Below are 25,183 nucleotides of genomic sequence, written 5' to 3'. Positions count from 1 at the left end.
TAGGGATCTTAGACTAATCCGGTTGGTATGCGCTAGCATTCACCGTTAATGATAAAAACACAGCCTGAGGCGGTAGTGATACCGCCTCTCATAACCTCAACGGCTGTAGCAAAACGAACAGAGGAACAGAATGTCGATACTATGTGAAGTGACCGCCGTTGAGTCGCTGGCGTGTCACACTTACCGCATTGTCCTAAAGCCTCAGCAGGCGGTGAGCTATCACCCTGGGCAATATGTGATGGCGGTAATGGGCGAAAAAGATAAACGCCCGTTTTCACTGGCGAGTAGTCCATGTCGCCAAGACGGCGGTGAGCTCGAGCTCCATGTGGGCGCCGCCGATGAAAATCCGTTCGCGCTGGAAGTGGTCGAAAAAGCCAAAGCCGTGCTAGAAAGCGGTGAAGCGAGCTTTGAAATCACCGAACCGGCCGGCGATGCTTGGTTGCGTGAGAGTGAGCGTCCCTTGCTGTTGATTGCCGGCGGAACCGGTTTTTCGTATGTTCGCAGCATGGTCGATCACTGTATTAATCAAGGAATACAGTCTCCGATCTTTATTTATTGGGGGGCACGCAACCCGTGCCAGCTTTACGCGCATGACGAGCTGCAAGCACTGTCTGAATCGCATCGCAATATTACCTTTATGCCTGTGGTTGAACAGGCGGAAGGCGAATGGCGAGGCAAAGTAGGGAATGTATTAGAAGCGGTGATGGAAGATTTTGTTAGCCTCGGCGCTTACGATATCTATATTGCCGGGCGCTTTGAAATGGCAGGCGTGGCACGTGATATGTTCTGCAAAGAGCGCGGCGTGAGTCGTGATCATCTCTACTCAGACGCGTTTGCCTTTATCTGATTAGGGTTGGCTCTCGGGTAAATAAACAGGCAGGGGTTTCCCTGCCTGTTTTACGTTCGGGTTACTGAGGCTTTGGGGCGGCATTCCGTTGGGCGTCGACGCGGCGCTTGACCCAGGTTTGGTTAAACCACAGCGCGGCTAAAATCAGCACCCCGCCGCTGAGTAACGGCAAAATATCCGCGTCGCGGTTCCAAATCAGCACGTTCACCACAATGCCGGCTGGGATCAGCGCGTTGTTCATCACTGCGAGCGCCCCAGCATTGACCAGGGTTGCACCCTTATTCCAAAAGAAATAGCCCAGCCCAGAGGCGATGGTGCCTAGATAAATCAACACTCCCCACTGGGTTGGCGTAGAAGGCAGATTATCACTGTTTCCGAGCAAGGCGAAAGCCAGCACGCCCACCACTAAGGCGCCAAGATAAAACCAACCGAATACCGCATGCTGAGGTAGCTGAGTTTGCTCTTTCTCAATCAAGTATTTGTAACCAACCTGCCCAATCGCAAAGCACAAATTTGCACCTTGTACCACTAAAAAACCAACCAGAAAGTCCGGATTGACAGTGGCATAGCGGATCACTACGGCGCCAAGCACCGCGATGGCCGCGGTGAGCAGGTACCAAGCGCTGAACTGCCTTTTCAACGCATCGTAAATTAAGGTGACATAAAGCGGAGTAAAAACGGTAAACAACAGCACTTCTGGTACCGATAAGAATAAGAAGGACTGATAGAAGAAACAGTACATGATGCCAAGCTGAAACGCGCCGACTAACATCAATTTGGCGGCAAACGCCGGGCGCACTTGGCGAGGACGTAAGAAAGGTAAAAACACCAATCCTGCCAGCACGATACGCATCAATACAGAAAAGTAGCTGTCGACTTGGCCGGCTAGATACACGCCAATTAGGCTAAACGAAAAGGCCCACAGCAGTGTCACGCCGCTAAGATACCCCATAACTCGGTTCCTTCGATAAAGAGAGTAAAAGGGCAGTGTACCGTTTCGCTTCTAGGACGCAATCGGTTCCCAGTCAGCGTATGGTTAAAAGCGCAGAAGGCAGAATGACCCGCCTTCTGTCGAGAGTGGTTAGCGAAGAGGGTTTAGTCGCGGATGGGCACCATCAAAAGATCAACGGGCGTTTTATTCAGCAGTTGTTTAGTTGACGACAACAACGAGCTCCAGAAATCTTGATGATGGCCGACGACCACCAAATCAATCCCCATGTTTTGAATCGACTCGGTGATCTCTTCCGCTAAATCACCGCTACTGACCAAGGTGTGTGTGACCGTGCTTTGTGCGTCGCTGGCCAGTTGATTGAGTTTTTGCTGGGCTTCTTCAATCACTCGGTTACGTGATTCGACTAAGTTAATATCAATCAGTCCGGTATAGAGCTCGGCATAATTGACGTCAATATGAACCAACGACAGTTGTGCGCCCAAGGCGAAGGCAAGTGCGTCAGCTTTCTTCAACAGTCTTTCACTGTCATCTGACAAATCAACCGCAACCAAAATATGCTTGTATGACATAGAGTTATCCTTTTTATGCGAGGTTATAAACGCAGTTTAACCAGCTTGAGAGGCAAAATCCGTCACTGTGATCGCATTCCGATTAAGAATTCGACAATGAGGCGGGTCATAAATTCGATATAAGAATCGGTCACGCTGGACATTACCGGCGTAATCCGCTTGAAAACCGACGTGCTGCTGGTCAGAATGGCAGCTAACCCCCAATAAAGAGGACGTTTTATATGCTAGCACCTGCCATGGTTGACAGGCTCAATGAGCAGATCAATTTGGAGTTTTTCTCATCAAACCTATACTTACAAATGAGCGCTTGGTGTGAGGATCAGGGTTTCGAAGGCGCGGCAAAATTCTTACATAAACACGCACAGGAAGAAATGCAGCATATGCAGCGCCTGTTTACTTATGTGAGCGAGACAGGGGCCATGCCTATCTTGGGGTCGATTGATGCACCGCGTCACGAATTTTCCTCGTTAGGTGAAGTGTTTCGCGAAACGTATCAGCACGAGCGCTTAATCACGGAAAAAATTAACAGCTTGGCGCATGCCGCGTTTACCACGCAAGACTATTCTACCTTTAACTTCTTGCAGTGGTATGTCGCGGAGCAACACGAAGAAGAGAAGTTGTTTAAAGGCGTACTCGATAAGATCGAGTTAGTCGGCGAAGATGGCAAGGCTCTGTTCTTTATCGACAAAGACTTGGCATCCATGGCAGTTGAAGAATCAACGTCAGTGATGGACAGCTCAGCGGGGCAGTAATTACGTAACCTCTCCCTCTGAAGCGCCATCCAGTGTAGTGAAGGGAGAGGATTATGAACGGTGATATCCTAATTGTGGCTGTGTTCACAGTGACAGTGATAAATATCGCACGCTATGTATCGTCATTGCGGGCATTGGTGGTGATGTTACGTGATGCCAACCCGTTGCTTTACCAGCAAATCTGTCGTCGTGAGAGCAACTTCTTCACTTTATCGCCCCAAGGCGATATCTCGCGACAAAAACGTTTATACCAATATATTCGCAGCCAAGAGTACCTTCATCATCACGATGCGGCATTTGTGGGTAAATGCAATAAGGTACGTCATCTGTTCACGCTTAATGTTGCCCTGTCCGGTGCCTTGCTCGCGACCTTTTTTCTTGTCGCTTTTGCGGGCTGGTAAACGGATAACCATTCTTTAGACAAAATGCTGACCTTGGTCAGCATTTTTTTTGTTAGTCTGACAAGCATAAACGCCTAGACACCGTAATCGTGAGGGAAGCATGCAAAGCCTAATCCAATGGTGGCAGTCACTCTATCAAGCCGCCGCGTGGGACTGGATCTCAGATATTGTCATTTTGATGGGGCTTGGAGCCGTCGTCTGGGCGATATGGCGTGTGTTGATGGGGCGCTTAAAGGCACTGGCAGAGCGCACGCAAACACGTTGGGATGATGTGTTGTGGCCCGCGATTGATACGCCATTTTCCCTCTTAATCTGGGGCTGGCCTGCGTTTCATGCGCTAGAAATTTTTCTTGATAATACCGCAGGTCACTTGAATTTAAGCTGGGTGAGCGTGATCAGAGAGCTGCTGGTCGTGTTCTTATTGATCTGGTTTTTGCTCCGATTGGTCAACAGTGGTGAGCAGCTGTTATTTGACGAAGGGCGCCGTGATCACACCACGATTAACGCCATTGGTAACGTCTTACGCGCACTCGCCGTCTGCATTGGCGTGATTACGCTGCTACAAAGCCTGGGTGTCAGTGTCTCCGGGTTACTCACGGTTGGTGGTGTGGGGGGCTTAATTGTCGGTCTTGCCGCCAAAGATTTGCTCTCCAACTTCTTCGGTGGGGTGATGATCTACTTTGATCGGCCATTTAAAGTGGGCGACTGGGTGCGCTCCCCCGATCGCAACATTGAGGGCACGGTGGAAAAAATTGGTATTCGCATGACGGTAGTGCGCACCTTTGATTTGCGCCCTTTATACGTGCCCAACTCGGTATTCAGTAACGTGGTGGTGGAAAACCCCTCGCGGATGCTGAACCGTCGGATTTACGAAACCATTGGGCTGCGTTATCAAGACGCCGATAAAATCAGTACGGTAATTGATGATGTGTATGCGATGTTAGAAGCGCATGCAGATATTGAAACGCGGCAAACCTTGATTGTGAACTTCAACAGTTTTGGCCCGCATTCACTTGATTTCTTTATTTACACCTTCACCAAAACGGTCAACTGGCAGCGTTACCATCAGGTAAAACAAGACGTGTTATTAAAAGTGATTGAAATTATTCATCAGCACGGTGCGGATATTGCCTTCCCAACCCGTATGTTGCATATGGACCCTAGTATGATTGAGCAAAACGCAGGTGCCATGATGGCACCGCCTGAAGCGCAGGCGCGTTAAATCGCGCTTGCCGCTCACGTGCGGGCTGCTACAATGCCGCTCCCACAGGGTGAGCAGAGAATAAACAGGTAAGCGTGTGACTGAGTATGATGTAATTGTGATTGGTGCCGGTGCCGCCGGATTGATGTGTGCGGCACAAGCCGGCCAACGTGGCCGCCGCGTTTTGGTGGTGGACCATGCCAAAAAGCCGGGTCGCAAGATCCTGATCTCGGGCGGCGGGCGCTGCAATTTCACCAACTATGACGTCACCGCCAATAATTTCCTGTGTGAGAACCCGCACTTCGTCAAATCCGCATTGGCGCAATACAGCCAATGGGACTTTATTGGCCTGGTGGCGACCCATGGCGTGGCCTATCACGAGCGTGACCATGGCCAGTTGTTTTGTGATGACAGCGCCAAAGATATCGTTAACCTACTTTTGGCCGAATGCGACCAAGCCACCATCAGTCAACGCTATCGCTGTGAAGTGCATGATATCGAGCAAGAAGAAGCTGGCTTTCGCCTCAAACTCAATGGTGAGCCGGTACGCTGCCAGTCTTTGGTAGTCGCCACGGGCGGCCTTTCCATGCCCAAGCTTGGTGCCACCCCCTTTGGTTACCAGCTTGCCGAGCAATTTGGTCTAAAAGTGCTGCCCACTCGCGCCGCCTTGGTGCCGTATACCTTGCACCAAGAGGACAAAACGCGCTTTGCCGATATTTCCGGGGTGTCGGTGCCATGTTCGATCACCACCGAGTCTGGCGTTTGCTTTAGCGAGAACCTGCTCTTTACCCACCGCGGCTTATCGGGACCGGCGGTGTTGCAAACTTCCTCGTTTTGGCAACCGGGCGAAGCGGTCACCATCGATTTACTCCCCAGTGAGTCGCTAAAAGACGTGCTGGTGGCGATGCGTGATAAGCACCCCAACCAAACCTTAAAAACCTCACTGTCTCGCCTATTCCCCAAACGCTTGGTCGAGGTCTTGATTGCGCGCGATAGCTTGCCGGATAAACCGCTCAAGCAGCTCGATGACAAGCAGCTCGATCAGCTTCATTACTACTTTCACCAGTGGTCCATTGCCCCAAATGGCACTGAAGGTTACCGCACCGCAGAAGTGACGCTTGGTGGGGTGGATACCCACGCAATTTCCTCGAAAACCCTTGAAGCGCGAGATATTCCCGGCCTGTATTTTATCGGTGAAGTGCTTGATGTCACCGGCTGGCTCGGCGGCTATAACTTCCAATGGGCTTGGAGCTCCGGCTGGGTAGCCGGGCAGCATGTATAAAAAAACATGCTTGGATGCACATTATCTTACTGAATTTATTGCTTAATCGCTAATCACGTAGAGAATCTGCTGCGGGGTGGATAAAGGATGAAGACTCCCCGTTTTTCCTTAAGTAGAGCCAAGGAGTGGTGAGTGATTTCTTTTCTAAGCGTGAGAGAGATATGCCGTGGTGTATCGAATAAAAACACGCTCTATACGTTTCTATTTGTGCTGCTTCACCAGTCATCGATTGCTTTTTCTATTTTCGCCTCTGTGATGGTTTCAGGCTATATTCTTGAAATTAATCAACATTATGAAGCATTGAAGCTCTGGGTATTCCTCTACATTGTCGCGATGATTCTTCCCTATATAATCGGCTACTTTTCTGATGTGTATAAAGAAAAGTGGTTGTGTGAATCACTGAGTCGATTTTGGCAATCCGCGACTAAACGCTATCAATCTTGCACTGACAGTCGCACAGTCGACCATACGCTGGGCGTGTACGTTTCTCAGGGAAAGAGTGCGATTTCTGACTTTATTGGCTATGCCTTTTGGGGGATGTCGTCTGGGCTCAACTTCTTCCTGAGTCTGCTAATGATCACCGCTTTTATTGATTGGCGTTTTTTTGTCAGCGTTATGATCAGTGTGCTGCTTATCTTGGGGTTCAATAAACTCATTTCCTCGCATCTGGAAAATAACGCCGTCACCACCCATAAAGCGGGTTCATCACTGACGTCAACGTTATCGACTATCCATGACAATGTACATTTTGGTTCGTCGGTGAATGCATTGGCTTATCAAACGCGGTTCGAGGAAGGGAAAGCGAAATACTTAGGGCTGAGAATCAAAGAGGCTGTGTTTAGGTATAAGGCATTGTTGGTTTCTTCCTTGCTCGCGCTTGCGCCAACTTCCTGTGTATTACTGTTCATTTTTACGTCTAGCAGTGTCCCGATGGAGGTAAAGGTGGCGTCGATTGTTAACCTCACACGCATTTATCATCTTTTAAATTCTGCGTCGGATATTGTTAGCTTGTTAATCTCTTTTCCGTCTATCAAAGGCCAGCTGTCGGTGATGACGTGTTTTTCGAAAAATAAGCCGCTTTACCAGCCACAATGGAATATCGCGATCCTTAAAGATAACGAGAGCGTTGATACCGTGAACCTTGCTCAAGCGCAGGAGGGCCGTTTTCGCGTTGTTGGAGAAAACGGATCTGGAAAAACTTCTTTCTTAAGGCACCTCTGCGCCAAAAATGATTATCTCTACTTCAACCCGTCTAAGCGCTTACTGTGGCCTTGGGATGATTCAGCAATACTGTCTGATGGTATGTACTCCGCCAAGAGTATTCAGTGGTTACTGGAAAATAGCTCGGGTCACTTGATTCTGGATGAATGGGATGCGTTTCTCGACTCAGAGAATACGAAAAAGATAGGTGCGCTGATTGATTCATATGCAGATAGCCGAGTTATTATTGAGGTCCGCCAATAGGCCGCGTTTCTGTCGGTCTTGCGAGGAATCCCCAATCCTCAGATGCTTGCTTTTGTGTTATTTACAACAAACTGCATATCATAAGCGATGATTGGTTTATGTGATCTTTATTCTAAATATTCTCTAGTTGACTGTTTTTTGTCTAAAAAATAGCAATCTTTCTTGCGCGCTGTTACATTAGCGCGCGCTTGCCATGTCGGATAAAAATTATCCGGCGCTGTGAACCCGCGACGCGCTGGATAAGCTCGCGGTACCCTAGGGACGGGGTGACGGCTGTTCACTATTGCTACCTCGGTTATCGGGGAGTTTGGAATTAACCTGTCGTTGCTTTGAGAGCCGTTCCCATGCAGTTATCACTAAAACAAAAATTAATTGGGGCATGCTTATCTGCTGTATTGCTGATGGCCGCCTTTCTCACCTGGCTTGCTGTAAGCCAAATTCAAGCCCAAACCCAGTCGAGCATCTATAGCCGCGTCAGTGGTATCGCCGATGCGGCGACTGAATCGATCAGCGGTTGGGTGCAAATCCGTGCTGATATCACCAGCGCCTTTACCGATTACACCAGCAGTAGCCATCGTGTGAGTTATTTACAGCAAGCGCGTGAGGCCGGTGGGTTTGACGATATCTACTTTGGTACCCCAAAAGGTGCCATGTATCGCTCGCGCCCAGAGCGCAACCGCGATGATTATGACCCTCGCCTCCGTCCGTGGTACAAGCAAGCCGTGAGTGCAGGTAGCCCGATGATTACCACCGCTTACAGTGATGCGATTACCGGTGCGATGTTGGTGACTTTGGCCGAGCCGGTGCGTCGTAATGGCGAATTGATCGGTGTGGTGGGCGCAGATGTGTTGATTGACCAGCTGATCCGTGACGTGACTCAATTAAACGTGGGCAAAAATGCGAACGCGATGTTGTTAGGCGCCGATGGCACCTTCCTTGCCCACAAAGACAAAGCGCGCCTGCTAAAACCGTATCGCAGCCTGTCTCCTGAGCTGAATGAAAACCGCGTGCGTCAGGCGTTGGCACAGCAATCGCTGGTGGAACTGCCTGTCGATGGGGTTGATAAACTGTTTTATTTTGCGTCGGTTCCCAACACCGATTGGGTGCTGGCGATTGAACTGGATAAGCGCACCGAATACGCCAGCCAGGGTGATGCCTTGTTCGATCTTATACTGACAGCCCTCGTTATCACCTTGCTGGTGGCCGGTGCTGTGACGTGGTTGATGCATGTGTTGTTCCGTGACTTGCTCAATGTGTCCGCCGCGCTAGAAGAAATTGCCTCCGGTGAAGGGGACTTAACCCAGCGCCTTGAGCCACACAGTAATGATGAAATTGGTAAACTGGCCAATAACTTCAACCGCTTTGTCGGCAACATGCACACCATGGTGTCGCATTTGCGCCAGCTGTCTGGCTCGCTCAAGCAACAAGCCGAGCTGACCGCGGCGCAAGCGGAAGAGCGTTCCACCCGTATTGGTCATCAGCAAGATGAAATCAATATGGTGGCGACCGCTATCCATGAAATGGCCTCGGCGACCCAAGATATTGCCGGCAATGCCGATAACACCGCACGCACTGCCCAAGAGACCGAAAGCGTTGCCAACGATGGCGGCCAACAAGTGGAGCAAAGTAAGCACGCTATCACCGAGTTGGCGCATGACGTCGAGGCGGCCACCGGTGTGATTGGTGAGTTGGATCAACACGCGCACAGCATCACGAGTATCTTATCGACCATTCAGAGTGTGGCCGAACAAACGAACTTGTTGGCGCTGAATGCCGCGATCGAAGCGGCGCGTGCGGGCGAGCAAGGCCGAGGCTTTGCGGTGGTGGCGGATGAGGTGCGTATTTTGAGTCAACGCACCCATGCCTCAACCACCGAAATCCAGCAAATGATTGATACCTTGCAGCAAGCGACCGGTAAAGCGGTGACCATGATGCAAAATAGCCAACAACGGGCACATGCCAGTGTCGATGAGGCGAGCGTTGCGCATGAAAGCCTGAGCCAAATTGTTGCGGCGGTGAGCCAAATTAGCGATATGGCCACCCAAATTGCCTCGGCGGCGGAAGAGCAGTCGAGCGTGACCTCGGAAATCACCCGCAACTCAGAGGGCATTCGCGATGTGTCGAATGAGCTATCGACAGAAGCCGATGAAGCCGCGCGTCAAGCCGCGACGTTATCCGAGCTTTCTCATAGCCTCGAGCAAGAGATCAGTCGCTTTAAGCTGTAACCTATAAACCGCTTAAACGCCGAGCATGGCAGCGCGCTGTGCTCGGCGTTTTTTTGTTCATTCTTTTGGCGTCAGCACCTTGGCGGCGGGGAGAGGCTCGGTTTGATGATGGCGGTCGGCCTCGTAGCTCTCGATAAAGTGGGCAAGAAAATGGTCCAGCTGCGTGGCGGCATCCACGTCGCCTCGGCTTCGTAGTAATGCACTCACCGCTTCACTGGTACACAGGTGTCCAGGTGGCTGGTTGCGCCTGAGCGTATATTGCGAGGCGGCTGTCGACGGCAAACTGACCCGCGGCAGACGATTGAGCCATGGGCTTTTATTGAGTATTTTTCGCGCCTGCTGCCAAGTCGCATCCAGCACCACAAACTGTAACGGCGCGCGAGGCGCATTCGTGGCGGCTAACGTCTCCGCGCAAGAGACTGACCTATCCGCGCAAGAGACTAACCTATTCTCGCAAGAGACAGACCGAGCCGGGCCAGCGAAGAGTCTATCTGCCGGGACGGCATCATCACTGGGAAACAACAACCAAGGTGACACATCACCGCGTGCCCAGCTGTCGAGCAAGGCTTGCGGTGGTTGTTTGCGTTGCCAAATCTCTATCTGAGTGTGGGGCAGCGCTGCTTTAACCAGTTTGCCGGTGTTGGATTGGCGCGCCGCTTCGTTTTCGTGCATCACCAGCACGCATTGCAATTGGCTTTCAAGCGGCCAATAGCAGTGACAGATACAGTGATAGGTAAAACCGCATTGGCGGCAGGGCGAACGGGCCATGATTGTCTCCTTGGTTAATAGCGCGCTATTGTGCGCAAGCCCAGCCACGAATACCAGGTCATTGTTGTCTGCTGTCCGCGCCATCGACCTGACGCTTAAGTGTTAACCCTTCAGGGCCCAAAGGATACGTATTGCCATTAAATGTCTCTTCGGTTGCGGTCAAGGACAAGCCGTTGCGTTGATAAATACGCTCAGACACTACCATTTGTTCGCCGCTACGAGTGGTCAGTACTTGTACCTTATTGTTAGCGACCGGCTGCCAAACCCCGGTTTCTTTAGTCACGGCTTCCCCTTGCGGGTGATAGGTAGTGATGGCGCTGTGGTCAGGCAGTAACGTCAGTTGGGTGGTCAGTGTTGGTTGGCCCGAGTGCTGGCTAATCCCTTGATACTGTCCCGTCCAATGTTGGCTGGTATCGGCTGAAGGCAGAACCGCGCAGCCTTGGAAGGTATTTTGGGCTGTTTTTAAACGAGCCTGCCAGCCATAAAGGGTGTGTTCGCTTTGTTGGCAGCCGTTGAGGGTGAGAGTGAGAACGGCCTCTTTACTGCTAAACTGTGCCTGTTCATCGTCCAACTGATAGTCGGATAGGGGAACCTCTTGGGTATCATTGTCACTTTCCCACGCTACATGTCCTTTTCCTACCGCGGCGGACCAAAGTTGGGGATCACTGCCTTCGGCCAGCACAGTATTACGCGGTTGAGCACAACCTTTTAGCTCACTTGTCAGCATGTTTAAGCGCGAAACGGTGACGGCGGCGGGGTAATCGGCACTAAAACCTCGGCGAGAGACAGGGGTGAAAAAGCCTTCAAATTCGGCATAAACCGACGCCTCATGCTGGTCAAGTGCCGCGCGCTGTTCGCTGGTTAAATCGAGCCAGTACTGTTGTTGGCTGCCGCAGGGGGTAAAACTGGCTGTTTCGGGACTCACGGCGATGCGACCGCTTTGTATAAAAGGAATCGGCGACTGACTGAGTCCCGAGGCAACGACATCGCTACGGTGCCCAAGCTCTATAGGGCCAGAAGATTGGCTGCATCCCACCAAACTGAGCACACTCACAGCGGTAATCACGAACAGATGACGAGTGGATGGCACGATAAACTCCTTGTGATAAACGATAGACAGACTTGCGCCGATTCAAGCTGGCGGGCAAGATTGCCGTTAGGGTTGGATGAAGAGCAAGCTAGCATGCGTTATTGGTTATTTAAAACCGAGCCAGATACGTTTTCCATAGACACCTTAAAGCAGCAAAAGGTTTCATGCTGGGAAGGGGTGCGCAATTATCAAGCACGAAATATGCTGCGTGATGAGGTGACGGTCGGTGATCAGGTGTTGATTTATCACTCATCCTGCAAGCACGTTGGGGTAGTCGGCGTGGCGACCGTGGTGCGTGCGTGTTATCCCGATCATACCCAGTTTGAGCCACAAAGCGGCTATTTTGATCCGAAATCGACGCCACAGATACCGAGGTGGTTTATGGTGGATGTGGCCTATCAGCGTCATTTACCGTTAATTACCTTGGCTGAGATGAAAGGTAATCCGGCCTTGGCTGAGATGCCCTTGGTGAAAAAAGGCAACCGTCTAAGTGTGATGCCGGTGACGGATACGCAATGGCAGGCCATCCTCGCCATGGTGGGGGAGTAACCACAGCGAGGCTGGCGCCAAAAGTAAGCCCAATGAAGCTGTCACTGATCCAATAAATGGGCTTTTAAATAGCGAGCGACGGCTTCGTCGGCATGGCTGCCAATGATTGCCTTGTCTGAAAGAGTCGCTTTTACCCGTGCCTGTGCCGTTGCCATCACCAGCCCTTGGCCGGCGGCATTCAGCATTTCGACATCATTCATGCCATCGCCAAACGCAATACAGTCACTGAGATTGAGCTGGTGGCGACGGGCGACGGCCTCTAAGGCTGCGCCTTTTGACACCCCACTCCCCATGACTTCGAGACAGAAAGGGGTAGAGAAAGCAATGCTGACTTGATCCCCATACTGCTCAATAAATTGATGCTCATACTGCAGTAGGTAGTCATGATCATGGCGGATAAAGAAAATCTTGGCCACGTTATCAACCGGGGGATTATCGACGTCAAATTCACGGGCCTGGAACCCTGAGTCTTGATGGTAACGGGCGAGTTCTTCGTCCATTTTACTCAGTAGCCATTCATCATCACGGTATAAGTGAATGGTGACAGTTGCATCATCTTTGACGTCTTGAATCAGACTCGCGACGATAGCAGGGTCAACATTATGCTGGTAAACCAACTGGTTATCACTGTCGTGCACACGGGCGCCGTTCGAGGTGATCATGTAAGCTGGAATACCAACCGTTTCACGAATGCTAGCAACGTCGACATGATGGCGACCTGTCGCAAACACAAAGTGAATACCTTGCTGATGAAGGTGCTCCAGCACTTGCTTGGTATAGGGGGCGATACGATGCTCAGGCGTCAGCAAGGTACCGTCGAGATCAGAAGCGACAAGTTTGTACATCATGTCCTCATTAGTTTGGCGATCACAATCACAGTATCCTTTGAGTCTACTGCAACTCGTAGCGGTTAAAAAGGGAACACTATCACTGTTTGATTTCCGCTTTTAGTGACCCCATGGATGAGCCGAGAGCTTGCATTAGCGATCCTCGCATTGGCGATCAAAAAAGTCGCGTATCGCGGATAAAGCGGCAATACGATGGGTGTCGGTTTCAAATAGGATCTCATGCCGTGCCCCCGCAAAAAACTGCCATTGGCTGGGTTGATTGGCCTGTTGGCGTAAAAAATGAAATTGCGACATGGCTGGATTAGAGACGATTTGCTCGCCACCAGCTTGGCAGATAAATGTTGGCGTCGTTAATTGTGATGCGACCGCTAAGCATTGTTCGCCTGCGGCCATGCCTTCGGCAATCCAGCGCGCGCTCGGTCCACCGATTTGTAACTGGGGTTGGTTGATATATAGCTGGCGAAACCAGGCATAGCGTGCTCGCGAGTGAGTCAGGCGGTTTTGCTCAAACGGCACATGACGATAGCCCACTTGCCCTGGCCCAAAACGCGGTGGGTGTTGATAGCGTGCCATCGAGCGACAAAGCCAAGGCGCGATACGGCCGAGCCAGGGACTCACTTGTACGCCAAACATGGGCGCGGTCATGGCTAATCCTGCAAGCGCGTTCGGATACTGATGCGCATAGAGTGTGGCAACGGCGCCCCCCATCGAGTGACCTAGCATGAAGGTCTGATCATAATGACGATGCGCCCGAATGGTTTGCATGAAGGTCGCGAGATCGGTGACATAATCGTCAAAACGTTCAACATGTCCCAAATCGCGCGGTTTAATGACTAAACGCTCTGATAAACCTTGGCCGCGATGATCAAAGCTGTAAACGTCATAGCCCATTTGAAAGAGGTCATAAAAGATCTCTTGGTACTTCATTACGCTTTCAATGCGGCCATTTACCACCACGACTGCACGCGTGTGTTGTGGGTGCGTAAAGCTACACCAATGCAGACGCAAGCCACTTTCTCCATGGAAAAATCCATGCTCACGTTGCTGCCAAAAGGGCGTAATATTGTGTTTAAACGTCTCACTCAGTTGTGCCTCGCGGGCAAGAGAGTGAGCGTCGCAAGCCGGTTGGTCCTGACTGTCGGCAAGAGTTGTCATTTGTTGGCCACCATCATTGAGATAGCGTTACTATAACCGTCTTCGAGGAAGGATGAAAATCCCACTTAAGAGGGAAAAAAGGCAAGCGTGATCGGCTTGCCTGGTAAAGAATCAAAGACGATTATTGGTTAAAGTTGTAATACGTCTCTGCGCCCGGGCCGACCGGTAAACCGAGAACAAAAACCCACACATAGAACAAGATACTCCACCCGACCATAAAGATCATCGAGTAAGGCAGCATGGTGGCTATTAAGGTACCAATCCCCAGGTTTTTCACATAGCGGCAAGCTACCGCCAAAATCAGCCCAAAGTAACTCATCATCGGGGTAATAATGTTGGTCACTGAATCGCCGATCCGGTACGCCGATTGGATGGTCTCTGGGGCATAACCGACCAGCATTAGCATCGGTACAAAGATGGGGGCGGTGATGGCCCATTGTGCCGATGCCGAGCCGACTGAGAGGTTAATCAGGCCACACATCAAGATGAAGGCAAAGAATAACGCAGGGCCGGTTAAACCAATGGTTTGCAGAAAGTCTGCGCCGCCGACGGCAATCACTTGGCCGAAGTTGGTCCACTTAAAGAAGGCGACAAACTGAGCGGCGAAGAACACCAGTACGATGTACATCCCCATCGCACTCATCGATTTCGACATCGAGTCAATCACATCACGATCGTTGTTGATGGTACCAACCGTACGACCAAACACGATACCCGGTACCGCGAAGAACACCATGATAAAGGCGACAATCCCTTTCAAGAACGGAGATCCCGCCACGTCACCGGTCTCGGGATGACGCAGTGCTCCCCACTCTGGGACAATGGTGAGCGCTAAAATACCACTGACAATCAGCACCGCAATCCCCGCATTACGCAGGCCGCGTTTTTCGTCATCATTAAGCTTACTGGCCGAGGCCGCAGAAATGTCTTCAGACGCTTGGCTTTGGTCATAAGGTCCAAGCTTAGGCTCAACAATCTTATCGGTTATCCAGGCGCCGACAAAGGCAATAAAGAAGGTGGAGACAAACATAAAGTACCAGTTCATCTCTGGGCCCACGGTGTACTCGGGATCAATCATTTGTGCAGCAGATTCGGTGATCCCGGAGAGCAATGGGTCGACGGTCCCCAGCAATAAATTAGCTGAATAGCCGCCCGACACCCCGGCAAATGCTGCTGCCAAGCCGGCAAGTGGGTGGCGGCCTAACGAGTGAAAGATCATCGCCGCGAGCGGAATTAAGACCACATAACCGAGCTCTGAGGCGGTGTTAGAGATAATACCTGCAAAGACAATGGTAAAGGTGACGGTACGGCGAGAGGCGCCCATCACTAAACCACGCATTGATGCTGAGAGTAAGCCAGAATGCTCGGCTACTGCGACACCCAACATAGCAACCAATACGGTGCCTAATGGCGCAAAGCCAGTAAAGTTTTTCACCAAATTGGTGACGATCATTTGCAAACCTTCGGCATTAAGCAAGCTTTGCACGTAGATCATGCCATCGGCGGCACGCCCGCTTGCGCCTTCTGGACGCGGATCCGCCACTGAAACATCAAAGTAACCGGCGACACCCGATGCCAGCAGAATGGCGACGCAGAAAATTGCGAATAAGGTCACAGGATGGGGTAATAAGTTGCCGAGCCACTCGACGGTATCGAGAAAACGCGTAAACAGCGTGCGTTTATGTGGGCCGCCCCGTTGCTCGGAGGTGTTTGAGTGCATGTCATTCGTCTCCATGTTAGTACTGCACTTCCCGTCAATGGGAAAGAAGGCCGGATGTTAATTGTTTTTTAAACTAAATATCAACATTAAATACTAACTTTTAACGTAATAAGCCGATCTGTGTGCTAGTTTTTGGCATAAAAATTGACATACTTGACTGTAAGTTGTCGTGAATGAGCAGTCTTTTGACTTCAATTTGGCGTATTATGAAGTTCGTCTTGTTCACTCAGATGGTTAAAGGTGTTAACAAATGCAACCAGCGCAACATCAAGAGCATATTGCGTATCTCGATGTACTTCGCGTGTTGGCCGCATTATTTGTGGTCGCGATTCATGTCTTGGGGCCGTATCGCACGGAAATTGGTCAGATCGCTTTATCAGATTGGAGCGTGGCGGTTGGACTCAATAGCGCCAGCCGCTGGGTGGTGCCGATATTTATTATGATTTCAGGGGTGTTGCTGTTGTCGTCCTCGCACCGGTTCACGCTTAGACACTTTATTCAGCGTCGGGTGATGAAAGTGGTGGTGCCTTTTGTGCTTTGGTCGCTATTGTTCGCGGGCTTGTCTGGACTTACTGCTGAAGGCTTTTCTTGGCAGACGGTAGCGCAAACATTACACGCTGCGCCCGACCATGAAACCTATTATCACCTGGGGTTTTTTTACTATTACATCCCGCTATTACTTTGGATTCCGATACTGCGTCCCATTGTCGCGCATTTATCGGCACCGGGCGTGGCAGCGGTGGGGCTTGCGTGGATGGGCGTCACCGCCTGGTATTTATCGGGCGCGCAGGGGTGGTGGCGGAATGACTTTATTCTTTATGGCGGTTATTTGTGGCTGGGATTTTGGCTTCATTATTACCCTCGCGCGCGGCCTCTTTGGTGGTTTTTAGGGTTACTCGCCGTGGGAATGACCGGATACCATGTGCTTGGTACCAGTATCCAATACCAGCGTTATATCACCGAAGGCTGGTTATCTTACACGACGATCAACACGGTACTGATCAGCGCCGCGGTCTTTTTGGCGGTTCGGCAGTGGCGGCAGGGACGAACCACACCATCATGGGTGGCCACGCTAAGTCGTTATAGCCTCGGCATTTATTTGATTCATCCGATTTTCCTTTGGCCGGTGCGCGCATACTGGCCCACTTTATCGCCATCGTGGCTATGGATCCCGGCTCTGACGATTTATGCGTTTGCAGGCGCGGCGTTGATAACGGCATTATTACAGCGTCAGCGCATCACCGCGTGGCTGGTTCCCTAGTGGATGACACTTTTTGCGATAAAAGCAGTCATAAGTAATTGAAAGCATGTATACGGAGTCAGATCCCAATCATGAAATCGCGAATCCCTAAAGGGCGTAAAAACCGTCATACTAGAAAGATGGCAGTGAGCCAGCAAGGAGAGAGATCATGGATGATGTAGCAGTGGTTATTAAGCACAGTAAGCGCCTAGAAAGCTTACTGCGCCAGCACTACCACGCGGAAGGGAAAGGGCTCCACCAGCTTATCGACAGCAGTCAAAAACGGCTTCCCCATGATGTGGTCAAAAAGCTGCGCTTCGTGGCGACCATTAGGAATAAAGTGGTGCATGAAGACGGTTACCAAGTCGATGATATACGTAAATTTATATCGGTAAGCAAGTATTGTGAGTCGGAACTGGTACCGCGAAGCAACCGCTTAATATGGCGCCTTGCTGCTGCCCTTATTCTGCTGTTTACCGCCGGGGCGATAGGTTTTTACGCGCAAGTTTGGCCGCAATGGAGCGGCTAACGAACGACGCGCCGCGACTGTCACCCCTCGTTAACGTTACGATTTTTTTAAACTGGATCTTGTTCTTATCAAGGTACACTGGACATCTTCGCTAACCTGCCTAGACTTGGCGTCCTTGTTGTGAAAGGAATGATAATCATGTGGAGCTGGTTCGCTGTCTGTTGTTCTGGACTGCTGCATATCTCCGCAGCCTACCGGGGCCCGCGTTGGCAGTTTTATCTTTTTAAACCGCTGACCATTGTGCTGCTGATGCTCATTGTTGGTGCACACCTTAGCGTCTCCCATTATGCGCAATGGGTATTCGTTGCACTATTACTGTCAGTGGTCGGTGATGTCTTTTTAATGCTACCCAAAGACAGATTTGTCCATGGGTTAACCAGCTTTTTATTCGCACATCTCGTTTATATATTTGCGTTCTGGGCACAATTTGACGGCCACATGGTGTGGTGGTTACCCGCCATGCTCTCAGGCCTTGGAGTGATCGTCTTTCTTTTGCTACTTCCCAACCTTGGGCGTTTTGCCTTACCGGTTGCTTTCTATATTGCCGTGATCACACAGATGGTATGGGCCGCAGGCGAGTACTGGTTGAACACCCATTCTCTCGCAGCAGGGATGGCGTTTGCGGGAGCAATATTATTCATGTTCTCAGATACGGTGCTTGCCTTTGCGCGTTTTAAAGGTGAGTTCCGTGCAGCACAAGCGATGGTGATGTCGAGTTACTTTGTGGCGCAAGCATTGATTAGCGCCTCAGTGGTGATCGCCCAAGGAGGATAACCATGGAGCAAGTCTATCAAGCGATGAACCTCTTAGAAGCACACAGCCTAAAAGGGTTACTGGTCAGCCACCAGATTGATTGCGTGTTAAAAGGTGAAACATTGAGTGCCGCGGTGGGAGAGCTACCCCCGGATGTTCAGGGGGTCACCTTGTGGGTCGAGCCAGAAAAGGTGACTCAGGCGCGGACGTTGCTACAGGAATACGAAGCCCAAAGTCACACCCATTGGATTTGCCAAGCATGCGGTGAAGAGAATGCCGGTAGCTTTGAACTATGCTGGCAGTGCCAGCATAGTCGCGAGTGATTGCGTTACACCATATACTTACGGCGAATATCGAGCAGCGCAAAGATCCCAAAAATCAGAATTGACCACTTCTCCCAGCGGCTCATGGCAACTTTATCGCCAAAGGCCCCTAAAAAGATCAGCATTTGTAAGCCGTGCATGACCAACAAAAAGCCCGTCATGATGTACAGTGCCATGGCGGCGACACCAGGAAAAGGATGGACAATATTGGCAATCAACACCAGCCACACAAAGGCGATGGCGGCTTTCGCCAATAAGATTAACACTTTCATAGTTTTTCTCTCACGGGTCTTGTTTGCTTAATGATCGGGTTCAGTAAAATATAACCGGTAGTTGACTTGTCCTGCGCGTTTTTCACGGTGACAGTGCCAATGCGCGGGGATCTGATAGGCCTCTAAATCACTCTCGGCTTCGACATAAACACAGGCGTTTGGCGCAAGCCAATGATTGGCGTCTAACGCGGCCAAGGTGTCCTCGAGTAGGCCTTGATGAAAAGGCGGATCGACAAACACAATATCATACGGACCGTCTTTGGGGGCGGTGGCAAGTAGGGCGAGCGCATCGCCGTAATCAATGTGTGCGTTTTGCGCCCCAAGGTGATCTAAATTAGCCCGTAATTGTTTGGCTGCCGCGGGATGTTTCTCACAAAAATGGACCCAGCTTGCGCCACGAGAGAGCGCTTCAAAGCCGAGTCCGCCACTTCCTGCGAAAATATCGAGGCAGCGAGCCTCTGGCAAATAAGGCGCGAGCCAGTTAAAAACGGTTTCTTTCACCCTGTCAGTGGTGGGGCGGAGCCCTTGCGCGTCTTGTACCGCAAGCTTACGGCCACGCCAGCGGCCAGCAATAATACGGACAGACCCAACCCCACGAGAAGGGGTAGGCGATGAGGGTTTGCGGTTGGCGCGTTTAACCATAGATTTTTTGACCGTTAAGAAGGTGGTAGACTATGCCGATTCGGTATTGTGCCGCTGATTGTATCAAGCATGCTTTAGGATTTGCCAATGGCAGAAAAAAAGAAACGTGGATTTATGTCATGGTTGGGCTTGGGTCGTAAAAAAGACCAGGCACAGCCGGACCCAGAACAAGAATCATCAACGCATTCGCCAGACGTGGCGGACGATACGGTGGCGTCAGTGACGTCGACGGATACGTCTGTTGAAACTGCTTCACAAAATCAACAAGAAAGCCTTGCACCTGAGGGCGAAATCAACACGGGTAGCTTGCCAGAGCCAGAGCCAGAGCCAGAGCCAGAGCCAGAGCCAGAGCCAGAGCCAGAGAGCCAGAGCCAGAGCCAGAGCCAGAGCCAGAGCCAGAGCCAGAGCCAGAGCCAGAGCCAGAGCCAGAGCCAGAGCCAGCGGTGCGCGAAAAACCGCAACGTGAAGGCTTCTTTGCGCGGTTAAAACGTGGCCTGCAAAAAACCAAAACCAACCTCGGCTCCGGCTTCTTTAGCTTGTTTAGCGGCAAGAAAATCGATGAAGAGCTATTTGAAGAGCTTGAGGAACAGTTGCTGATCTCTGATGTAGGGATGGAAGCCACGACCAAAATCATTGATAACCTCACCGATAAGGCCAGCCGTCGCGATCTCAAAGATGGTGAAGCCCTGTACGGCATTCTCAAACAAGAAATGGCGCACATGCTGGAAAGCGTTGAGCAACCCTTGGTGCTGACGGATCAAAAGCCTTATGTGATCTTGATGGTTGGCGTTAATGGCGTGGGTAAAACGACCACGATCGGCAAAATGGCACGCCAATTTCAGGATCAAGGCAAATCGGTCATGTTAGCCGCCGGTGACACCTTCCGTGCTGCCGCCGTTGAACAACTGCAAGCTTGGGGTGAGCGTAACCACGTGCCCGTGATTGCCCAGCATACCGGCGCTGATAGCGCGTCTGTGCTTTATGATGCGATTGAAGCGGCCAAAGCACGAAATGTCGATGTGGTGATTGCCGATACCGCCGGACGCTTGCAAAACAAAGCCAACTTGATGGAAGAGCTACGCAAAATTGTCCGTGTGATGCAAAAACTGAACGTAGGTGCCCCGCACGAAGTGATGCTTACCCTCGATGCAGGCACCGGGCAAAATGCGATCAGTCAGGCCAAGTTATTTAATGAGATAGCACCGATCACCGGTATTACCCTCACTAAATTAGATGGCACCGCAAAAGGCGGGGTGATTTTTGCGGTGGCTGAACAATTTAATATTCCGATTCGCTATATTGGTGTCGGTGAAGGCATTGAAGATTTACGCACCTTTAACGCCAATGACTTTATCGAGGCGCTGTTTAGCCGGGAGGAATAACCGTGATCCAGTTTCAGCAAGTCAGCAAAGCCTATCGCGGGGGACGTCAGGCCTTACAAAAGGTTAATTTTGAATTGCCTAAAGGCGACATGGCCCTGCTCACGGGTCATTCAGGCGCAGGGAAGAGCACCTTGTTGAAACTAATTTGTGCCATTGAACGTCCCAGTGATGGACACATTTATTTCAACGGCCACGATATATCGCGCCTCCCGCGTCAAGATATTCCCTTTTTGCGTCGTCATTTAGGGATTATCTTTCAAGATCATAAACTGCTGATGGACGCGACCGTGTTCGAAAATGTCGCCTTGCCCTTACGGATTGAGCAGCAGTCAGACAATGAAATCAAAAAGCGGGTTTCAGCCGCGCTCGATAAAGTTGGTTTGCTTGATAAAGCGCGTTGTAACCCCATACAACTGTCCGGTGGTGAGCAACAGCGGGTAGGGATTGCGCGTGCGGTGGTCAATCGTCCCCAAGTGCTGTTGGCTGATGAGCCGACCGGAAATTTAGATGCGGCGTTGTCTGCGCAAATCATGGAATTATTCCGCTTATTCAATCAAGTCGGGGTGACCATCTTGATGGCAACGCATGACACCAGCCTGCTCGAACAATACAACCATTTACGGCGCTTTGACCTTCAACACGGAAGCTTAGCGGAGGTGGGGCATGGCTGAATCATTTATTCAGACCCAGCAACGTCACGCATTGACGGCTTGGCGTGATCTTTTTCAGCGTCCGATGGGTAATTTACTCACGCTGATGGTGTTGGCCGTTGCCTTGTCTTTGCCGGCGACCTTCTATTTGCTAGCTAAAAATGTGGTCGCGGTAAGTGCGCAGTGGCAAAGCCCAGCAGAGATCAATGTTTTCTTGTCGCCGACACAATCTGAGCAACAGGGACAGGCGCTGGCGGACACACTGAAAACGTGGCCAGGTATTGATAGCGTCACCTATGTGTCACCGTCTGAAGGCATGACCGCGCTTAAAAAGCAGCGTGGCTTTCATCAAGCGGTCACTTTATTGGAGGACAATCCTCTTCCCAGCGTGATCGTGGTGGTTCCCAGGGGAGATGCTGATAATGACAGCACTCGGACACTGTCGGATCGCGCGAGTGGATTAGCAGAGCAATTAAGGCAACGGGATGAGGTCGCTGAAGTGCGGCTCGATACCGACTGGCTCGCGCGTCTTGATGCCATTAAGACCTTGGCGATGACGATGGCGTGGTTATTTTCTATTTTAATGCTGGCGGCTGTTGTTTTGCTGGTCGGGAATACGCTGCGCTTACAGGTCCTGCATCATCAACCCCGGATCCAGGTGATGAAAATGGTGGGCGCAACGGACAGTTTTATTCTGCGTCCCTATTTATATATGGGCGCTTGGCTGGGGAGCTTAGCCGCAGTCGTGGCCTGGATTCTCACTGCCATGAATACGTGGCTGATGGATGGTGCCGTCCACCAATTTGCACAGCTATATGACAAGCCCTTTACCCTCAGCGGACTGAGTTGGGATGAGTCTTTGCTATTATTGATGGGATCCGTTTTGCTTGGCGTAGGCGCTGCCTTGCTGGCGACGCGCCGTCACTTAAAAGAGATTGAACCTGTATAGGAATAATACGGTCATAGAACAACGAGAGAGACATCAGGGCTTGCAGTTTTCCCCCGCTTGGGTATATTTTTGCATGCTTAATAGCAATTCGGTCTTCGACGATTCGGAAACGAGGTTTGAATGACAAAAGAGATGAACGCATTGGCACCGATTGTACAAGGTAACATCGATGGTTATCTGCAAGCGGTTAACAGCCACCCTATGCTCAGCGCGGAAGAGGAGCATTCGCTGGCCGAGCGTCTCCATTATCATGGTGATTTGGAGGCGGCAAAGTCGCTGATCTTATCTCACTTGCGTTTTGTTGTTCACATCGCCCGTGGATACACCGGATACGGCTTACCCATCGCGGATTTGGTTCAAGAAGGCAACATTGGCTTAATGAAGGCGGTCAAACGTTTCAACCCTGAAGTTGGCGTACGTCTGGTGTCATTTGCCGTCCATTGGATCAAAGCCGAAATTCACGAGTACGTATTACGTAACTGGCGTATCGTTAAAGTGGCAACGACCAAAGCGCAACGTAAGCTGTTTTTCAACTTACGTAAAAATAAGAAGCGCTTGGGTTGGTTTAATAACGACGAAGTGAATATGGTCGCGGAGCAGCTTGGCGTTGAGGCGTCAGAAGTTCGTGAGATGGAAGCCCGTTTAGCGGCACAAGATCCGACCTTTGAAGCGCCCGCATCGGCAGACGATGAGCGTGAAAATGGCCCAATGGCGCCGGTTTACTACCTAGAGGACAAAAGCTCAGATATTGCCGAGTCTCTAGAGGCAGAAAACTGGGAAGCGCACGCTAATCGTCGCTTGGCGAATGCGTTATCAGGCTTGGATGAACGTAGTCAGCATATTGTTCGTGCTCGTTGGTTAGAGGACAATAAGGCAACGTTGCAAGACTTGGCAACGCATTATCAAGTCTCCGCAGAGCGTGTGCGACAATTAGAAAAAAATGCGATGAAGAAATTAAAGCAAGCCATTGGCGATGCGCTATAGCGCCTCCTGATCCTTGTATTGGTTTCGTGAAGAAAAACCGGTCCGTTGGCCGGTTTTTTTTATGCCTGAAAACCAGGCGGTACTCATCGCCATAGCAAGTTATACACAGCTTATCCTGGATCCATACTATATGTAGTGGATCCTTAGATACGATCATCGCTTATCAACGCAATTCACACCTTTGTCCACAAACGATCAAAAATCAAACAAAGCGAGTATTGCTAGACAGGCGGGGGGAGACAAACTCAGGTACAATGCGGGTTCATCTCGAGGCGCACGCGATCCTCGTGTAACATCAGCTGGGAATAACTTTGTGAGTGGAGAGGTATAAGGTATGGATCAGTTCGCACATATCTCTGTGACCGATGCGTGGGAAATGCTGAACGATGATCAGCAAAATGCAGTATTAGTGGATATTCGTGATCCTCAAACCTTTCAGGTCGCGCATCCTCAAGAGGCCTATCACCTCACCAACGACACGCTGGTGGCGTTTATGGATCAGGTCGATTTTGATCAACCCGTCTTGGTGATGTGTTATCACGGGATCAGTAGCCAAGGGGCGGCACAGTATTTGATCAATCAAGGCTTCGATGCGGTTTATAGTGTCGATGGTGGGTTTGAAGCCTGGCATCGACAGTCACTGCCGACCGCATCAGGGATCGATATAAAATAGGACAGCCCATGCAAAAAATCGCGGTATTGCCCAATGCGCGCTTGGCACAAGCTTTTATCGATTACGCGGCCGCGCATGATGTTAGCCTTGAGCTCGCGCCAGAGCCAGACGCACACGTTGCGGTTTGGTTGATTAATGACGACGACAAAGCATGGGTCGACAACGAGCTTGAACGTTTTATTGCCGATCCAACACATAGTCGTTATCAAGCGGCGTCTTGGCAAGTTGCCGAGACGCGCCAAGCACGCTTTCACTACCCCTCAGCTCGATTATGGCAAACGGTAAAAGAGAAATCTGGCCCGGTTACCTTGAGTATCATGTTTATCTGTGTGGCCTTGTTTACGCTGATGACCCTCGGCGGCTTTGATGTGGTGGCGCGTCGTCTGCTGTTTCCTGCAGACAGCAGCCAACAATGGCAATTATGGCGTTTATTCAGCCATGCGCTGCTGCATTTTTCTGCCTTACACATCATCTTTAATTTGTTGTGGTGGTGGGTACTCGGAGGTCGAATTGAGCGTCTCGATAGTAGCAGTAAGCTGGTGCAGATCTTTCTCTTTGCCGCACTTTTCTCAGGCTTAGGCCAATATTGGTTAGACGGCCCGTATTTTGGTGGGCTTTCCGGCGTGGTTTATGCGCTACTGGGCTATTTATGGTGGCTAACTTGGTTGGCTCCCGAGCGTGGATTAACCATCGAAAAACCCTATGTGATCTTTATGCTGGCATGGCTTGTGATTGGATTTTTCCAGCCTATGGGCATGAACATCGCCAATATGGCGCATTTATTTGGCTTAATCATCGGTTGTGTCCTGGGTTTATGGGACGCAAAACGCCACGCTTGACTATCCGCTAACCCCTCGTTCATCGACAGATACCACTGTGCCCTAAAAAAAGAGCAATGAATTGCTCTTTTTTTGTTCGAACGCATACCCTTTTTGCGTCAGATCTATGTTTTTATGTTCGCTT

The 25,183-nt window shown here is 50.8% G+C and carries 28 protein-coding genes; 19 read left to right on the top strand and 9 right to left on the bottom strand.

Annotated elements, in window-relative coordinates:
- Positions 1 to 130: 130 nt before the first annotated feature.
- Complete coding sequence (gene fre, locus BZG75_RS05350; RefSeq protein ID WP_021022215.1) at positions 131 to 847, top strand: NAD(P)H-flavin reductase; 717 nt, start codon at positions 131 to 133, stop codon at positions 845 to 847.
- Between the two features lie 61 nt (positions 848 to 908).
- Here fre and BZG75_RS05345 read toward each other — a convergent pair whose 3' ends face one another.
- Positions 909 to 1,799 (bottom strand): carboxylate/amino acid/amine transporter, encoded by an 891-nt coding sequence (locus tag BZG75_RS05345; RefSeq protein ID WP_077576393.1) that lies wholly within the window; start codon positions 1,797 to 1,799, stop codon positions 909 to 911.
- A gap of 143 nt (positions 1,800 to 1,942) precedes the next feature.
- A complete protein-coding gene (locus BZG75_RS05340) occupies positions 1,943 to 2,368 on the bottom strand; it encodes a universal stress protein (RefSeq protein WP_021022217.1) in 426 nt (141 codons plus the stop codon).
- A 221-nt stretch (positions 2,369 to 2,589) separates the two neighbouring features.
- On the opposite strand from BZG75_RS05340, the gene ftnA reads away from it, so the two are divergent.
- The 6 genes from ftnA to BZG75_RS05310 all read left to right on the top strand — a co-directional run bounded on the left by ftnA (position 2,590) and on the right by BZG75_RS05310 (position 9,693).
- A complete protein-coding gene (gene ftnA, locus BZG75_RS05335; RefSeq protein ID WP_021022218.1) occupies positions 2,590 to 3,120 on the top strand; it encodes a non-heme ferritin in 531 nt (176 codons plus the stop codon).
- A 53-nt stretch (positions 3,121 to 3,173) separates the two neighbouring features.
- Positions 3,174 to 3,521: a universal stress protein UspB gene (locus BZG75_RS05330; RefSeq protein WP_021022219.1), complete on the top strand. Its 348-nt coding sequence runs from the start codon at positions 3,174 to 3,176 to the stop codon at positions 3,519 to 3,521.
- Positions 3,522 to 3,621: 100 nt separating this feature from the next.
- The gene (locus tag BZG75_RS05325; RefSeq protein ID WP_077576392.1) at positions 3,622 to 4,743 is read left to right on the top strand and encodes a mechanosensitive ion channel family protein; all 1,122 of its coding nucleotides are present in this window, start codon (positions 3,622 to 3,624) and stop codon (positions 4,741 to 4,743) included.
- Positions 4,744 to 4,819: 76 nt separating this feature from the next.
- Positions 4,820 to 6,004, top strand: coding sequence for an NAD(P)/FAD-dependent oxidoreductase (locus tag BZG75_RS05320; protein WP_021022221.1), 1,185 nt, complete (start codon positions 4,820 to 4,822; stop codon positions 6,002 to 6,004).
- A gap of 132 nt (positions 6,005 to 6,136) precedes the next feature.
- Positions 6,137 to 7,468 (top strand): ATP-binding protein, encoded by a 1,332-nt coding sequence (locus BZG75_RS05315; protein ID WP_077461867.1) that lies wholly within the window; start codon positions 6,137 to 6,139, stop codon positions 7,466 to 7,468.
- Positions 7,469 to 7,812: 344 nt separating this feature from the next.
- Positions 7,813 to 9,693 carry a methyl-accepting chemotaxis protein gene (locus BZG75_RS05310; RefSeq protein ID WP_077576391.1) on the top strand — a complete coding sequence of 627 codons (1,881 nt, stop codon included), beginning with the start codon at positions 7,813 to 7,815 and terminating at the stop codon, positions 9,691 to 9,693.
- A gap of 57 nt (positions 9,694 to 9,750) precedes the next feature.
- On the opposite strand, the gene BZG75_RS05305 is transcribed toward BZG75_RS05310, so the two are convergent.
- Positions 9,751 to 10,461, bottom strand: coding sequence for a tRNA-uridine aminocarboxypropyltransferase (locus BZG75_RS05305; protein ID WP_158009965.1), 711 nt, complete (start codon positions 10,459 to 10,461; stop codon positions 9,751 to 9,753).
- Between the two features lie 58 nt (positions 10,462 to 10,519).
- On the bottom strand, positions 10,520 to 11,551 hold the full coding sequence (locus tag BZG75_RS05300) for a hypothetical protein (protein ID WP_077576389.1): 1,032 nt from the start codon (positions 11,549 to 11,551) through the stop codon (positions 10,520 to 10,522).
- A gap of 93 nt (positions 11,552 to 11,644) precedes the next feature.
- Between BZG75_RS05300 and BZG75_RS05295 the strand changes: the two genes are divergently transcribed.
- Entirely contained in the window at positions 11,645 to 12,100 is a 456-nt protein-coding gene (locus BZG75_RS05295) for an EVE domain-containing protein (protein WP_077461871.1), read from the top strand.
- Between the two features lie 41 nt (positions 12,101 to 12,141).
- On the opposite strand, the gene BZG75_RS05290 is transcribed toward BZG75_RS05295, so the two are convergent.
- The 3 genes from BZG75_RS05290 to BZG75_RS05280 form a co-directional block, all read right to left on the bottom strand.
- Positions 12,142 to 12,945: a Cof-type HAD-IIB family hydrolase gene (locus tag BZG75_RS05290; RefSeq protein WP_077461872.1), complete on the bottom strand. Its 804-nt coding sequence runs from the start codon at positions 12,943 to 12,945 to the stop codon at positions 12,142 to 12,144.
- Positions 12,946 to 13,080: 135 nt separating this feature from the next.
- A complete protein-coding gene (locus BZG75_RS05285) occupies positions 13,081 to 14,103 on the bottom strand; it encodes an alpha/beta fold hydrolase (RefSeq protein WP_077576388.1) in 1,023 nt (340 codons plus the stop codon).
- A 121-nt stretch (positions 14,104 to 14,224) separates the two neighbouring features.
- Positions 14,225 to 15,823, bottom strand: a complete 1,599-nt coding sequence (locus BZG75_RS05280; RefSeq protein WP_077461874.1) for an AbgT family transporter — start codon at positions 15,821 to 15,823, stop codon at positions 14,225 to 14,227.
- Between the two features lie 250 nt (positions 15,824 to 16,073).
- Between BZG75_RS05280 and BZG75_RS05275 the strand changes: the two genes are divergently transcribed.
- The 4 genes from BZG75_RS05275 (at position 16,074) to BZG75_RS05260 (ending at position 18,668) form a co-directional block, all read left to right on the top strand.
- Complete coding sequence (locus tag BZG75_RS05275) at positions 16,074 to 17,084, top strand: acyltransferase (protein WP_077576387.1); 1,011 nt, start codon at positions 16,074 to 16,076, stop codon at positions 17,082 to 17,084.
- Positions 17,085 to 17,232: 148 nt separating this feature from the next.
- On the top strand, positions 17,233 to 17,592 hold the full coding sequence (locus BZG75_RS05270; protein WP_077576386.1) for a DUF4145 domain-containing protein: 360 nt from the start codon (positions 17,233 to 17,235) through the stop codon (positions 17,590 to 17,592).
- Positions 17,593 to 17,730: 138 nt separating this feature from the next.
- Positions 17,731 to 18,366, top strand: a complete 636-nt coding sequence (locus BZG75_RS05265) for a lysoplasmalogenase (protein ID WP_077576385.1) — start codon at positions 17,731 to 17,733, stop codon at positions 18,364 to 18,366.
- Positions 18,367 to 18,368: 2 nt separating this feature from the next.
- Positions 18,369 to 18,668, top strand: a complete 300-nt coding sequence (locus BZG75_RS05260) for a putative signal transducing protein (RefSeq protein WP_021022232.1) — start codon at positions 18,369 to 18,371, stop codon at positions 18,666 to 18,668.
- Between the two features lie 5 nt (positions 18,669 to 18,673).
- Here BZG75_RS05260 and BZG75_RS05255 read toward each other — a convergent pair whose 3' ends face one another.
- Together BZG75_RS05255 and rsmD are read right to left on the bottom strand one after the other, a co-directional pair.
- Positions 18,674 to 18,940 carry a DUF1145 domain-containing protein gene (locus BZG75_RS05255; protein ID WP_021022233.1) on the bottom strand — a complete coding sequence of 89 codons (267 nt, stop codon included), beginning with the start codon at positions 18,938 to 18,940 and terminating at the stop codon, positions 18,674 to 18,676.
- Positions 18,941 to 18,967: 27 nt separating this feature from the next.
- A complete protein-coding gene (gene rsmD / locus BZG75_RS05250) occupies positions 18,968 to 19,582 on the bottom strand; it encodes a 16S rRNA (guanine(966)-N(2))-methyltransferase RsmD (RefSeq protein WP_077576384.1) in 615 nt (204 codons plus the stop codon).
- An 87-nt stretch (positions 19,583 to 19,669) separates the two neighbouring features.
- Here rsmD and BZG75_RS15535 point away from each other — a divergent pair, with 87 nt between their 5' ends.
- From BZG75_RS15535 to glpG, 7 genes are all read left to right on the top strand, one after another.
- Entirely contained in the window at positions 19,670 to 20,068 is a 399-nt protein-coding gene (locus BZG75_RS15535) for a hypothetical protein (RefSeq protein ID WP_242413578.1), read from the top strand.
- On the top strand, positions 20,026 to 20,964 hold the full coding sequence (gene ftsY, locus BZG75_RS05245; protein ID WP_242413577.1) for a signal recognition particle-docking protein FtsY: 939 nt from the start codon (positions 20,026 to 20,028) through the stop codon (positions 20,962 to 20,964). The genes BZG75_RS15535 and ftsY overlap by 43 nt, the downstream gene beginning before the upstream one ends.
- 2 nt (positions 20,965 to 20,966) lie before the next feature.
- Positions 20,967 to 21,635, top strand: coding sequence for a cell division ATP-binding protein FtsE (ftsE, locus tag BZG75_RS05240; RefSeq protein WP_077576383.1), 669 nt, complete (start codon positions 20,967 to 20,969; stop codon positions 21,633 to 21,635).
- On the top strand, positions 21,628 to 22,563 hold the full coding sequence (ftsX, locus tag BZG75_RS05235; protein ID WP_077576382.1) for a permease-like cell division protein FtsX: 936 nt from the start codon (positions 21,628 to 21,630) through the stop codon (positions 22,561 to 22,563). The genes ftsE and ftsX overlap by 8 nt, the downstream gene beginning before the upstream one ends.
- A gap of 132 nt (positions 22,564 to 22,695) precedes the next feature.
- Positions 22,696 to 23,547 (top strand): RNA polymerase sigma factor RpoH, encoded by an 852-nt coding sequence (gene rpoH / locus BZG75_RS05230; RefSeq protein ID WP_394329765.1) that lies wholly within the window; start codon positions 22,696 to 22,698, stop codon positions 23,545 to 23,547.
- A 334-nt stretch (positions 23,548 to 23,881) separates the two neighbouring features.
- Positions 23,882 to 24,220 carry a thiosulfate sulfurtransferase GlpE gene (gene glpE, locus BZG75_RS05225; protein WP_021022239.1) on the top strand — a complete coding sequence of 113 codons (339 nt, stop codon included), beginning with the start codon at positions 23,882 to 23,884 and terminating at the stop codon, positions 24,218 to 24,220.
- An 8-nt stretch (positions 24,221 to 24,228) separates the two neighbouring features.
- On the top strand, positions 24,229 to 25,059 hold the full coding sequence (gene glpG / locus BZG75_RS05220; protein WP_077576381.1) for a rhomboid family intramembrane serine protease GlpG: 831 nt from the start codon (positions 24,229 to 24,231) through the stop codon (positions 25,057 to 25,059).
- The last annotated feature ends 124 nt before the right edge of the window (positions 25,060 to 25,183 follow it).

Origin of the sequence: Salinivibrio sp. AR640 (assembly GCF_001995405.1) — a bacterium.
In the GTDB taxonomy this organism is placed as follows: domain Bacteria; phylum Pseudomonadota; class Gammaproteobacteria; order Enterobacterales; family Vibrionaceae; genus Salinivibrio; species Salinivibrio costicola.
This window is presented reverse-complemented; position numbering and strand designations above follow the sequence as displayed.